Source organism: Pseudomonas sp. NFACC10-1 (genome assembly GCF_900119195.1).
In the GTDB taxonomy this organism is placed as follows: Bacteria; Pseudomonadota; Gammaproteobacteria; order Pseudomonadales; family Pseudomonadaceae; genus Aquipseudomonas; species Aquipseudomonas cerasi.
Genome location: NZ_FPJB01000011.1, coordinates 1 through 12,795 on the forward strand (window position 1 = coordinate 1; position 12,795 = coordinate 12,795).

At 55.0% G+C, this 12,795-nt stretch carries 10 protein-coding genes; all 10 read right to left on the reverse strand.

Annotation, left to right across the window (positions count from 1 at the left end):
* A partial coding sequence (locus BT119_RS24715; RefSeq protein WP_139271378.1) for a hypothetical protein occupies positions 1-238 on the reverse strand: 238 nt, incomplete at its 3' end.
* 47 nt (positions 239-285) lie between these two features.
* Positions 286-1,152 carry a hypothetical protein gene (locus BT119_RS24720; RefSeq protein ID WP_003372352.1) on the reverse strand — a complete coding sequence of 289 codons (867 nt, stop codon included), beginning with the start codon at positions 1,150-1,152 and terminating at the stop codon, positions 286-288.
* A complete protein-coding gene (locus BT119_RS24725; protein WP_003372350.1) occupies positions 1,136-2,128 on the reverse strand; it encodes a DUF2515 family protein in 993 nt (330 codons plus the stop codon). The genes BT119_RS24720 and BT119_RS24725 overlap by 17 nt, the downstream gene beginning before the upstream one ends.
* A complete protein-coding gene (locus BT119_RS24730; RefSeq protein ID WP_072367080.1) occupies positions 2,125-3,282 on the reverse strand; it encodes a hypothetical protein in 1,158 nt (385 codons plus the stop codon). Before BT119_RS24730 ends, BT119_RS24725 begins: the two co-directional genes overlap by 4 nt.
* A gap of 10 nt (positions 3,283-3,292) precedes the next feature.
* Complete coding sequence (locus tag BT119_RS24735) at positions 3,293-3,547, reverse strand: PAAR domain-containing protein (RefSeq protein ID WP_005730232.1); 255 nt, start codon at positions 3,545-3,547, stop codon at positions 3,293-3,295.
* 33 nt (positions 3,548-3,580) lie between these two features.
* Positions 3,581-4,669, reverse strand: coding sequence for a type VI secretion system protein TssA (gene tssA, locus BT119_RS24740; protein WP_010439132.1), 1,089 nt, complete (start codon positions 4,667-4,669; stop codon positions 3,581-3,583).
* A 104-nt stretch (positions 4,670-4,773) separates the two neighbouring features.
* The gene (locus BT119_RS24745; RefSeq protein WP_005730234.1) at positions 4,774-5,292 is read right to left on the reverse strand and encodes an Hcp family type VI secretion system effector; all 519 of its coding nucleotides are present in this window, start codon (positions 5,290-5,292) and stop codon (positions 4,774-4,776) included.
* Positions 5,293-5,438: 146 nt separating this feature from the next.
* A complete protein-coding gene (gene tssM, locus BT119_RS24750) occupies positions 5,439-7,934 on the reverse strand; it encodes a type VI secretion system membrane subunit TssM (protein WP_072367081.1) in 2,496 nt (831 codons plus the stop codon).
* On the reverse strand, positions 7,934-8,854 hold the full coding sequence (tagF, locus tag BT119_RS24755; protein WP_003372340.1) for a type VI secretion system-associated protein TagF: 921 nt from the start codon (positions 8,852-8,854) through the stop codon (positions 7,934-7,936). The genes tssM and tagF overlap by 1 nt, the downstream gene beginning before the upstream one ends.
* A 34-nt stretch (positions 8,855-8,888) precedes the next feature.
* Positions 8,889-12,782 (reverse strand): type VI secretion protein IcmF/TssM N-terminal domain-containing protein, encoded by a 3,894-nt coding sequence (locus BT119_RS24760; protein WP_072367082.1) that lies wholly within the window; start codon positions 12,780-12,782, stop codon positions 8,889-8,891.
* Positions 12,783-12,795 lie beyond the last annotated feature (13 nt).

Below are 12,795 nucleotides of genomic sequence, written 5' to 3' on the forward strand. Positions count from 1 at the left end.
GACGTTGCGCGGGAGAACCGTCATCGCAGAGAATCGCCAGGCTGACCGGCTGGCCGATGAGTTTTTCAGGATCGTATTCGGTGTCCTGCACCACCGCGTCGAGGGTGTAGCGAGGAACGCGCCCGATGCGCTCGACCCCATGCATGCGCAGGGCCTGAAGCTGATGCTCGCCCAGCGGCGTGGTGAGTTGCAGCAGGCGTCCGCTCTGGCTGAGGGCGGTACCGAATGTCAGATCCATGGTGTAACTCCTTTACCGCTTGAATCGGTTTGCGACGTATCTTTGGTTTAACCCGCTTCTACGGGAGGTTTGGCATCTTTATAGTTTTCATCGATCTTTATGCCCATTTTTTTCAGTTGCGCCTCTGTCTTCTGCCGCTCTTTCCCCATTCGGGTTAATTCGGCAGGCAGAAGTTCTCTCCAGCGTGCGCGATCTTCGCCTCTCACGAATTCGGCGTAGAACTCACTTTCTGATTTGAACGTCCATGTAAACAAGTAAGATCCACGGTTCTGCGGGTCGTCTTTGCTGTTCTCGCGCTGTACCATCAGATCAAGATACTCGTGACCGCTGTAGAACATCCACGTGTTGATCATAGGCAATGAGACCCATACCTGCTTCGTAAGCTTGAGATTTGGGTCCATCCAGGGACCTGTACCAACATTTTTACCTAGCACTTCATTTAAGTTGGTAAATTTGTCGGCTTCTGTACCGGGTATTCTCGCTTCATTAGGGAAAATGTAACGCTGCCATCCCGCAGCGTCTAGATTCTGTACTTGTTGATAAAAGTACGCCATTGCGTCTTCATGTTTCGCATGGGTTGATACTCCTGCTACATACACGTCTATATCTGTAATAAGCCCTAGGGGATTGGTGACGATAGTGGTTGAGCTAACGTTCTCAATCGCTAATATGGTGGATGCTGAGCGTACCTTTACAGTGATCAGTTCAGAGGATTTTGACGGCACTATAAATTGGTAGAGACACATCGTATCATCGCAGTCTTTTCGCAGTTTTACAGATGTTGAAGCCAAGACAGTATCAATTGATACTCCAAGAGAGAGTTCGATCTCACGATTTTTTGTATTCATATCCGAATCCTCACAACCGGTCAGCAGTATGAAAGCCGCTATCATATATTTAAGTAGTGCGTTCATTCCACGTCCCTATCGTCATAATTGCCTTTTCCATCTCAACATTTTTTCTTTGCATTCTCCGATGATACGTAGAGGCAATTGTTGTAATAAAAATCATTCTGTCCTCGGCGTCGTACAGCTCGCCATCGGACATGATGACATCCTGCTCCGGGTCGCCTGTATCGCATTCAACACTCAGGGACGCCAGTCGGCGCGGAACATCTCCGTACCCCTCAACCCACGTTTGCATGTACAACAGTGCCCTGAAGCTTTTATCCTCGTATATCAACGGTTGCAATATCATCAGTTGTTCATGTTTGGCAATTGCCAGGAGGGACTGAAATTTGTATTTTTCACGCAGTGTACCTGCCGGCTCCTTCTCTACAGCCGATATCAACTTGAAGCCGCTTACCAGATAATCAGTTACCTTCAGGTTGTTTATTTTGGGCAGTGCATCATCAATCCATGGCAGTTGCGCAAAGCTTTGCTTGAATCGTGGGTCATACGTACTAAAGTCCCGAGTCTTTATGCACTCATTGAACTGCTGTGGATAATTAATATAAAACCAGTGCCAGACGAAGATGTCCTGGAATAACCAGAAGTTTCCCTTGCCCAAAAATATCTTGGTAATCTCCAAGGGCGGTACGGCGGGTGGCAAATAGCGCATCTTTGTGTTACTGGAATAATCCAATGCACACATGACCTGTTTGCTTGCAAACGCCGCTAACCCTGTCCAGTAAAACCGTCCTTTTTGTTCGGGCTGGCCGTTGTGCTCTTGCTCCAGGTAAATACGTGCGTAATTGCCTGCGATACGCGCAGCCCGCGTACTGAAGTCCTTGAGCAGTTCATACCTGGCCGGTTGCTTGTATTCGGCGCGGGTCTTCACGCACAAGCGCCTGATAGCCACTTGCTGGCCAAGTGTCCACATTTCGACACAGCCCGGATTCAGATCATTGATCGAGCAGGATTTTGGATTGAAATCAAAATTTTCCTTCATGAGTCTTTGCTCTGTCCGTCGTGTTCAAGCCCGCGGTGTTCGGCTACCTCATCGCCAGCTTGCGCAGTCGTCTTGCCGGTACTCAGCAACCAGGCTTGAGTCTGAGTAGAGGCGTGTCTATCAAATATCAGCACCGATCCCTGCCTCGCCCTGCCTGCGTGAAAAGCAAGTGCGAGTGACGTTAGTTGAGTCGCGCTCCTTCCTCGCTCGCCTGCCAGTAATGCCTGCCCAGCGACATGCTCCGCTACCACCAGGTTTGGCAGTTGGGTACTTGCGTAATGAGAGAGCTGCTCTAGACGTCTGTCATGAAGATGACCGTCGATGACGAGTGCCTGGATGTCGTTCGGTTGAATACCCCTCTGCTCGCAAAGGGCCTCTGCCAGCTGTTGCAGATCGGCGCTGCTTTGCCTTGGCTGCGATGCACGCGGAGAGTGTTCGCGGGTCATGGCTGGATAGAGTTGCCAGGTATTTTCCTCGTCGGGGTTGGCGTGGTCTACACGCCGCAGGTGCACGATCGAGATGCTTTCACCGACCATGGCGTCGCTGGGCAGAGCGCCAGCCCGGTCTTTTGTTGCCCAGGTGTCTATACTGACGCACAGCAGGCAAGACGCTTCCGTATCGTTTTGAAGCGCCCAGCGCAACCATTCATCAAAGTTCAGCGAAGGAGTGTCGAAGCCCTCGCCGGGGAGGTAATCAAACGGCCAGATCGGCAAAGCATGATTCTCCCATGCTGATGGGGCGATGCCCGACGGCGCAAACAGTACTACCTTCGTGTTTTCCCAATCGACGCTGGCTGCGAAATCAGCCCATTGTGCGAGCATGGCCTCAAGCAGTTGAAGCGTACGTGGCAACGTATCGATTTCCGGTTTGTGCTGGGGCAGGCGAATGCGACGCAGGTTATAACGGTGGCCCGATGGACTGACCAATCTTGGATCGTGTTCAAAATCTCCGTTAACGGCTCCAAGCCATGTCCCTGACGCAGCTTGAGCAGGTTCGAGGTTCGGCAGCCACAGCCAGGCGTTGTCAATTTTGACGCGTGTGAGGTCATAGTCTGCTGGCTGACGTGCCGGAGTAGCCTGACGTTGTTCCTGTTCGCGTCGCTCACCAATGACATCCCATAAAGAGCGATGACCTTGGCCATAGGGCTTCAACATGCTGTCGTCCTTAAAATATGCCACAGTCACTGTTGGTGGCGATGAGACTGGAGCCACACGCAGTCTTGTCGCCATGGCGGGCAACCGGCCGGCCATCTACCAACGTTGACGTGTCACCTGTCGCGATTGCACAGACCCCATGCGGGCACATGACTTTATCGCCGACTCTGGCCACCAGTCGACCATTGACCAGAGTGGTCGGAGATCCTTCGACAACAACCCCGGCCCTGTCGGTCGGATCGTTCAGCAAAATGATCGGGCGCATGTTGATACTCCTTGTGGTTGGCTGTCAGAGCTTTTAATCGCGCTGCGGCAGAGTGCCCAGCAGATCGCGAATGCCATCGACGACGCTACCGTCCTTGATCACGTCGCTCAGCCAGCTTTCCAGCGGCATATTGCCCCATTTGATGGCGCGCTCTACCAGATAGGGCACCGGACTATGGGGTTCGGTCTGCTTGAAAAATTGTGCTACGCCTTGCAGCAGGGCAAACGCTTCGTCCCGGGTCAGTGGCACGGTGCGCATGGGCGCGCTGGCTGCCGGGTTGTCGACTCGAGTTACAGGCCGCTCGCTGACTGGTTCGACTTCAGCTTCATCTTTTGGTTGGTTAGCGGGTGCTGCCACCTCGACACCCCGGTCCTTGAGCAATCGCTCAACCAACTGCCGGGCGTGGGTAAGTACGTCATTGAGTGCGAGGAAGCTGGGTACGTCGCGCTCAAAGACGCTGTCGATGGTCGACTGCAATTGTTTGCAGGCAACCAGGCACTCACTCATCTCCGCGTATTTACGGTTCAGGTGATCGGTATCGGTAAGCACGACCGAGCGCTGGAACAATTCAGCGTTGATCTTGCCTTCTTCGAGAGCCTGGTTCATTGCCGACGAGTTCTGTCGAGCCAGGTTTTCAACTTGTCGAGATTCATCATATTTGAACAGGCTGTAGCCCTGTCCCTGGGTAATCGGTAGCGTACGGACCACTTCGGCCAAGGTTGTATTCAACCACCCCAAGCGAGCAGAACGCTCTTCGGTGCCGTCTTCCAGAGAAGGGAACAGGGTGTCCCAGAAATCTTCCAGCATGGCTTGAGCCACTGCCAGCGCGAAACGGATACCGCGGAAATGATATTTGTGCGCCAGACCTTCACCTAGCCATGCGACCAGCATCAAGTCTTTACTCTGTTCTGCAATCCCGGCGCTGGCCAGTTGCACAACCTGCTCCCAGTCGGCCTGTTTCAGATCGGTTTGCCAGTCGCCCTGAGTCAGATAGTCGACATCGGCGCGGCGTGCCTCCTTGATCTGATCGAACAGGCTGGAAAAACTCAGGTCTTCGCCCGCGCCACCCTGAATGGGAGTACGCAATGTGGCCAGCGAAAGGTCTTCGAGGATGTCAGACATGGACGGCTCTGCATTCAAAGGTGAAAAGAGAAGGCCTCCGCGCCCATACAGGCGCGGGACCCTCGGTTGAGCGGCCGAACAACGTCAGTCGCCCTAGGCCTTACTCAGGAGTAGACCTTGTTCAACGAGCGGTCCCAGCCGCCTGCAACCTTACCGCCGCCTGCGCCATCAGAACGCTTCTGCTGGGTATAGGCGATTTTGATGCGAGAGAAGTTGAACTTGATCTCTTCCAATGGCAGATCGCTCTCCGCCTTGGTTTCGCCAGCCACAGGCATGTTGCCCAGGAAGGTGACAGAAGAGATGACCACTTCTTCCAGCGTGATGGTCATGTAGGTCAGCTTGTCGCCGCCGGCACGGTTAAGGTTGAGGACAACTTCCTTGATGTGCTGGCCTTTGCAGCATGACTCGAAGGCTTTGGGAGAAGCCTTGTCGACATACTTGATAACCGTGAAGTCGCTCAGGTTAACGCGCTCGGAAGAAGCGCCTCCAGACGAACTGGCAGTCGCCGAAGTCGCCTGTGTAGCGCCGTGCGTGTAGCTCAGGATTTCGATCCAGTCCTTGAACTTGTCGTCCAGACTTTCACCCGGGATGCCGTCAATTTTGAGGAATGCGTCAAATGCCATTTTTCATTTCTCCTTAAAAGGGCTTTCATTGATCCACAAGTTGGATCGCCCTGTGTTTGACCCTGCCACCTAATGGCTGGGCCGTTCTAAAGCCATGCATGCCGAAGCAGGCACACACATGGCGATCGTTTTACCTCGGGGGCGGCTCAGTTAAGCGCACGCACCTCGATTTCGACTCGTCTGTTGGGCTCGAGGCAGTGGATGAGCTCGGCGCGCGGCATCTGCATGTCGCAATGCACCAGTGGTTTATTGCTGCCTTCACCGACCGCGTCGACCAGTTCGCTCGGCAAGCCTTTACCTACCAGGTAGGTTTTGATGGTTTGCGCGCGCTGTCTGGATACCTGCAGGTTGCTCTGCGCATCGCCAATCTGGTCTGCGTGGCCAGTGATCACGATCTTGCCCACGTTCGGTGTGTTCAGCAGTTTCCCGGCGATGGCGCTCAACTGGCGTTGCCCGGCAAGCTCAAGGCTTTGAAAGTCCGCGCGGCCAAACGCAAACAGGGTGTCGGACTCCAGCGTGATGGTTTCGATAGCGCGCAACGACTGTGAGAGCAGGCTATTTATGTAATTGCGCGAGCTGGAGATCAAGAATGCATTGTTGAGAATGCGTGGCACGTCAAGTTCACGGATCTGATCGCTATAGAATGCTATCTGACGCCCGGCAAACTGATAGTCATCGACCTCGCCAGCAGCTTGAGCTGACACGTTTGTATCGCGTTGAACCTGCTTGTAGATCGCCGGATACCAATAATCAGGAATGCGAGCCTTTAATACCGCAGGATCGGCTTGCTCACGTTGCGCCTTAGACAGCATCAAGTAGGTGTCCAGCGTGGTCTTGCCAAAGGTCGCAACTGACTGCGCGCGGTTATCCACAGGGAGCGCGCGCGGCTCGACGCTGTCGATTCCTGTCACGGTTGTAAGCGTCGGCGCGTTGCGCTGGTATATCTTGATACTGCTCAACAGGTACAACGAGCGGGTCAGGTTATCGGCAGTCGGTTTGAGCATTACGCTTTCAAGACGTGCGAAATAGCGCTGACGTACATAGGGCTCCACGTCATAACCCTTGTACAACCCCAGACGCATGCTCAGCGGTACGCCGCCACCGTGGTGACGAGTATAAAGATCTGCTGAAGTCTGCCGCAGTTGATCCAGAGTCTGCCATTGGGTGTATTGGCCGCTGGTGTGTTCGTCTTTTTGCTGTGCTACGGCCAGCCCGCCGGAAATTGCCTGGATGGCTGCTTTGTTATTGCTGTACGAAACGCCCCAGCCTACACAAAGCAGCAAGCCTGCCAATGCGGCTGTGCCGATCCATATACCTTTGCGCCGGGTTTCGCTGCGATTGCTGGTGTACAGCGCCACAAGATGTTGATCAGGGATAATGACCTTCTGAAAAAGGCTATTGATAAACATCGGCTGCGTCTGCCCGGTAACCGGCAGTTCGGCTGACGAGTCAGCCAGCGCAAAGCGCTCGGTGACATGCTGTGCATACAATCCCTGCGTAGCTTTATCAGCGTCGAGTGCACTGGTGAAATAGAAGCCGCGGAGCAGCTCGGCACTCTGATACGGGTTCGCTCTGAGCAAGTCGGTAACAAAACTCTCAAGCAATGGTTTGAGCGCTGTCAGTTCCAGAGGGAAGCGATACGCCGCCGGGTCCTGTCTGGTCAGCTGAATGTCCTGTTGCACCAATTGCTGATCGGCAATTTGCTGCCAATGGTCTACCAATTCGCCCATTGCCGCGGTGAAGCGCTTGCCCCAATCGGACTGCCTGAAACCTTCGTGAGCAAATGTCTTGCCCATTACTTCGCCACGAGTCTGGTTATCGAGCTGGCGATAGAAGTGAGTGAAGCCTGGTATCAGGTCGCATTTGGTGAACACCAGATAGATAGGCAGGCGCAGCTCAAGCAGATCATGCGCTTCCTGAATGCGTTCGCGCAGGCGCTTGGCAAGACGCTCGAGGCTGTCGGGCGTTGACTTCAGAACATCCTCTACACTCACTGCGACGATCAGGCCGTTAAGCGGGCGCCGTTGCCTGTGTTGTCGAAGCAGACTTAAAAACGCACGCCATTTGCCAGCCTCTTCCTGGTTATCCATATAGCGGCCGGCAGTGTCCAGTAACACTGCTTCAGAACTGAAAAACCAGTCACAGTTGCGGGTGCCGCCAAGTCCTGCGACGCGTGCGCCTTCTCGCTCCGCATAGGGAAAATTCAATCCGGACTGATACAGCATGGTGCTTTTGCCGGACGCGGGCTGGCCGATTACCAAGTACCAAGGCAACGCATAGAGTGCGTCTTTACTGGATGCTTTCTTCCCTGAATTGCCCTGCAGGCGCTCGATGCTTTGCAGCAGGCGCTCGCGTAGCAGGCTGACTTCCTCGCGATCCTGCGGGCTGGAATTCAACACGGCCTGATCGGCGTCATCACGTAGAAGCGCTTCAAGGTCGTGGCGCGGTGCGTGGCTTCGTCCCATGAAAAGGACATAACCAGCCGATAGCAACAGAAACACTCCTATCCCGGCCAGCAGGCTGTGAAGGGAGGAAAACCCCATCGCTACACCGAGCGACCACACCAGGAAGATGGCCAGGAAGAACGCAATCCCCAGAACATATGGCTGGTACTTGAGAAAGTAATATTTGAGCCTGTTCATCAATACTGTTCATCCCGAGCGTCTATAAAACGCTCAATAAAGTCGTTCAATGCAAGGTGATCGGCAGGCAACACGAGCGAGGCGGCAGACGCGGGCTCCGGTAAAGGATCCAGCAGGTTGTAGCGGTCCTCGGGTGCAGCGATACCGGTCAACATCCGATACATTTCACTGTTTCCACGCGACGGAAAGCACAGCAGTCCCGGTCGCATAAAGCTGTCTACCAGCACGCTGACATCCGGCATGCCCGTTTTGCCGCGCAGACGTGACAGCAATGTGCACCATAAGTCAGCCATGGGGCGCTTCAGGCCGCTTTCTGCTGGCAGAGGCAGGCTTATTGCGGGCGGCTCATTGTTCCTCATGGCCTTGCGCAATTTGTAAAGGCTGGCCAGCCCCGACTGGGTACCGAACTCCGGATAGCTGTGTCGCAGTGGCCGCGACACATCACGCAGGTTAAAGTCCATAAGAAACTTGTCATGCACACGTCGATAGAGATCCAGATCCTTGGCGGTCCACAAACGCATGGTTCTGAGTCGAGCAAAAATCTGTTCTATGTCCGTTCCCTGCGCGGCCTGCATGAGAAGCGGTTTTATCTGCCCGGCGAACAACTCGCACAACGTGTGCGGATTGATGAACGGGTCGCTGGGATCCACCTTTATGCTTTGAAATACCATAAATGGATAACGTCTGCCGCTGGCGTCCCGCGAGCTTATGAATCCACCCAGCAGCCACTGTCCATTGCGACTGCGGTATGAGAAAAAACACACGGGCAACTCATCAAACAATTCCCGCCAATCCTCACGCGTCTGCAGGCGTCCCAGACTGTTTTGTAGCCACAGATCGAACTCACATACCTCAGGCATGGCTCCGTTCAAACTGACGAAGTCGGCACTCGCGGGCACTTTGCCAAAACATCCGATCATCAGCCTGTGCCCCCTCTGTGATGGCTTGCCATAATCAGTTTTTCTGCCCAGGGTCGTTAAGCACGCTCAATGATTTGACCTGTGCCAGGTCAGTCATTTTGACGCCGCCATAGTTACGAACGACCAGGCTTACCGGCCCGGCGGCCGACTGCCAGCTGAAACGTTGCTGAACCGTGTCCAGATCGGTGACGCGAGCACTGTCGTTCATCTTCAGCAAGCCCCAACGGCCCGGGTAGTCGAAAACAGTGATGCGTTGGCCTTCCAGAGTCACTACATCCAGACGTGCCCCCGGTGCGTTGGAGGTACCCGGCCAGGAGAACCGGTTCCAACTGGTACGACCGTTTCGATAATGCTGTTCCTGTCCGTCGAGCGTGAAAATGATGTCCGTGTAACGAGCCGATGGCTCCAGCATGATTTCGAAGCCGTTTTCACGATCAGACAAACTGGCGATGACCTGTCCTACCGAGCTGGCCTTGTCGATGCTGTCAATCATGCGTGTATTGACCAGAGGCGCGGCGTTGCCGCCTGTACCCATGCCCAATCCTTCGCCGCCGGCGAGGTTGCCGATTTCGTTGCGTTTGAACGCGGGCAGCAAACCTGTTTCAGGATCGACGAAACGCTGCAAATCCTTGACTGATGCCTCGTTTTCACTGCCAGCCACAATGGGGTACCGGTAAGCCATGACCTGTTTCCAGGGGCGGGCGACATCCTGCGACCATGCTTTTGCGATCTGTTGGCCAGCCGGGTCGCGAAGTGTTTCCCAGGCAAACTGCAGTGGCGAGTTGAACAGGCGTTGCAAGGAGTTCGACAGGCCTCCTTCGCTGGTATCGACGCTGGTCTCGATGTAGTTGCGTACCTGTGTAACTTCGGACGGCTGTCCTTCCAGTGTTTCGCTGATCAATAGCTTGCTGTTCTTGCCGACATCCTGCGATCGCTGAATATTGGTCAAACGCACTTTGAGCTTGCGTAACGCTGCCAGATATCGATCCATCACCGTGCTGTCCGCGCCCTCTGCATTTTGCGTTGCGAACAGGCGTGCGACGGGTTCGAAGCGTTTTGCCAGACTTCCATCGTCAACACGTGGCAATGTCACTACCAGGCTTTCGGCTTGCTCGCTCTGGGTACTGAAGGTGCCTTTGATGCCGCTCCAGAACCCGTCGTCCGCTTTATTCGGAGACGCCGCAGAGTTGACTTTGGGCAAGTCCCACGACGTGTTCTGGTTCACGGCGTGCAACAGACTCTTGACGGGAGAGTTCTGCACGTCGCTAAGCACTGACAAACGCTCGGTGGCATTGGCCATGTCGGTGAAATGACGCACACCTACGCCTCTGAGCATCCTGAACCAGGCATCTGCGTAGTCGGCTTTGTAGCGAGCCATCAGCTCACGCACGAAGTTGGCTTTCTGAACCATGCCATTGCTGCCTTCGCTATCGAGTACCCAGTCACTGTCGTTGCGCAGGTTGCCTGACAGCAACTTGATCAGTTCGGGCTGCAGAAACTCTTCCCAACCTTGTCGGGTGTAAATGGCAGGTACTGCTTCCGCCGAAAATAACTGATCACGTCCGGCTGCGGGCACCATGTCCGATAGCGTAAGCGACGGGAACTGACGGCTCGACTCCAGCTGAAGGCGCAGATACTCACGATCAACCAGAGAACTGGCGATCATGAAGGAACGCAGGCTCTGCCGTGTGTCGTTGACCAGTTGCTCATTACGTCGCAGCGCTGGCGCGGTACCTTGTTGCAGGTAGCGCACGTACATCGCGGTATTGGCTTCAATCAGTGCTGGACTGATCTCTTGGCCCTCGGCCTGCGCCGCCAGTGCCCAGGCTTGAGGAAGTTCATCAGCAACGAATTCGGCATCGCGGTGTTCATCCGGGCGCGACAGAATCAAGTAAAGCTTAAGTGCGCTGTAAGCCTTGATCACTGAAGACACTTGTTGCTCTGTCAGCCGGCTGAGGCTGTCTTCCGACAGTGACAACCCGGCAGTCAGTGCGGTGTCTTCGGCAAGATCCGTAGTTGATTCGGACTTGGCGTTATCGCGAAGAGCATCCAGCGTTCTGCGACGCCCGGCTTCACCTGCCTCGTTGACGCCCGAGCGTAGCTGTCCGGTCAGATCTGCGCTGTTACGCGGAAGGCTGACAGTCGCTTTCAACGCACTGATGCTCGGTGTTTTTGCCGATTTTTTTAACGGGGGTTTGGCAGAGCGACGTTTATCGGTAGGCGCCAGTGGGCTCCGATCCACCGTCTGAGCAAACTGGTTAAGCTCGCGCAGTTGCACCTGCAAGTACTTGCCGATGGGCTCCAGCGCTTGGGTACGTAGCTGCTGCAGGTACGCCTCACGCAGCGGGATCAGCAGATCATCGCCGCTGTACAGGCCTGCGCCCAACGCGAAGGGTACGCCGTGATTGCCGTATCCTTCGAACTCGCTAAGGTAAACACGCAATGTTTCCATCGCCTGCCCCGAGCGCAGCCGATCTGACCGATCGGGTGCAGTCTCAAGCTGTGTCAGTTCGCTTGCGATGCCCGCCAGCATTTCACGGTTTTTGTTATAGGAAACCGCCTCCCACGCGATCAAGCCTATACCTGCCAAAGCCGCTATCGCGATCAATGCAGGGGTCAAGGATCGTGTGCGGCCCAGGCGTGAGTAGTAAAGGCTCAGGTTGCGATCCGGGAACACCACCTGACGAAATGTCTCAGTAATGAAGTAGCTCTTGTCGCCTATCTTTCTACGTATATCGCTGTGTATCGGATGCTCTTTGGGCTCAAGCGCGTAGTAATCTCCAAGAGCATCCTCATAGACAGGTGGCAACTGCTCATCTGTCTGCAGGGCGCTGGTGAAATAGACGCCTCGCACGATAGGAGGCGTATGCCCTTGCGCTGAGCGTTCAAACTGGTCAAGAAAACCAGAGATAACGGTCGACAGTTCGGCAAAGTAATTGGGAAATTGCAGCAGCTCGGCGCTGGCGGTTTTGCCCCCGATAATCAGCTGGGTATCCACGTGGTGTCGCACGCTCTCCAGCAGATGGGCAAACTTGGTTTCCATGACGGCGCGCAGGCCTTTGGCGCGCACATCCGACAAGGCGAACGTCATGCCCAGAGGCTGCTGGCGTTGTGCAGTGTCCATACCGTCGAAGGCCTGGTTGAAGCCTGGCAGCAGATCTGTCTTGCTGAGCATCAGATAAAGCGGAGGGTTAACACCAAGGCACTCGCTGTATTCATCAATACGAGAAACCAGACGGGCAGCCAGGGCTTCGCGTTCGGCCAAGGTAGCAGAGACAATCTCTGGCAGGCTCACCACCAGAATCAACCCGTTAACGGCGGGTTTGGCGCGTTGCTTGCGCAGTAGCTTTAGGAACGAGGCGAACTCGCTGGCTGACTGGTCATCGCGCAAGTAGCGGCCCGCAGTATCAATCAAGACTGCGTCAGGACTGAAATACCAGTCGCAGTGCTGAGTCCCGCTGTCCATGCCGCTCGCCTGAGCTCCGGCAATGGTCGCTGACAGACCTGAGCGTGTCAGTAGCGAGGTCTTGCCCGATGCTGACATGCCGACGACCAGATACCATGGCAGATCAGAAAGCGCAGATGCTCCGCCGCCGCCCGCAGAGCGCGATGAGCGCAGCATCGATATAGCGTGTTTGAGGCGCTCGCGCAGTACGTGTTGGTCACGAAACTCGCCCTCGGCCCCTAACGACCTGTCTACCTCCAGTTGCACCAGGCTTTCGATGTTCTGTTCTGCGCGAATTCTGCGGTACTGACGCAGCACAATAAGCAGCAGGCAGAAGGCACTGATCAGGGCCATGGCCACGTAAATGTTTTCCCGCGTGAAATTCCAGCGCGGGAGTGCCAGCCAACAAGCGAGCAAGCCGACGGTCCACAGGAGTGCCAGTGCAAACCAGAAATTTTTCAAACAACGCAATAATGCTTTCATGTCTTCCTGACCG

Bases quoted from the DNA above. Each gene is read 5' to 3' on its own strand.
- tssA (WP_010439132.1), bottom strand. From the start codon at position 4,669: ATGTCTGACATCCTCGAAGACCTTTCGCTGGCCACATTGCGTACTCCC.
- BT119_RS24720 (WP_003372352.1), bottom strand. From the start codon at position 1,152: ATGAACGCACTACTTAAATATATGATAGCGGCTTTCATACTGCTGACC.
- BT119_RS24730 (WP_072367080.1), bottom strand. From the start codon at position 3,282: ATGTTGAAGCCCTATGGCCAAGGTCATCGCTCTTTATGGGATGTCATT.
- BT119_RS24760 (WP_072367082.1), bottom strand. From the start codon at position 12,782: ATGAAAGCATTATTGCGTTGTTTGAAAAATTTCTGGTTTGCACTGGCA.
- BT119_RS24745 (WP_005730234.1), bottom strand. From the start codon at position 5,292: ATGGCATTTGACGCATTCCTCAAAATTGACGGCATCCCGGGTGAAAGT.
- BT119_RS24735 (WP_005730232.1), bottom strand. From the start codon at position 3,547: ATGCGCCCGATCATTTTGCTGAACGATCCGACCGACAGGGCCGGGGTT.
- BT119_RS24725 (WP_003372350.1), bottom strand. From the start codon at position 2,128: ATGAAGGAAAATTTTGATTTCAATCCAAAATCCTGCTCGATCAATGAT.
- tssM (WP_072367081.1), bottom strand. From the start codon at position 7,934: ATGAACAGGCTCAAATATTACTTTCTCAAGTACCAGCCATATGTTCTG.
- tagF (WP_003372340.1), bottom strand. From the start codon at position 8,854: ATGATCGGATGTTTTGGCAAAGTGCCCGCGAGTGCCGACTTCGTCAGT.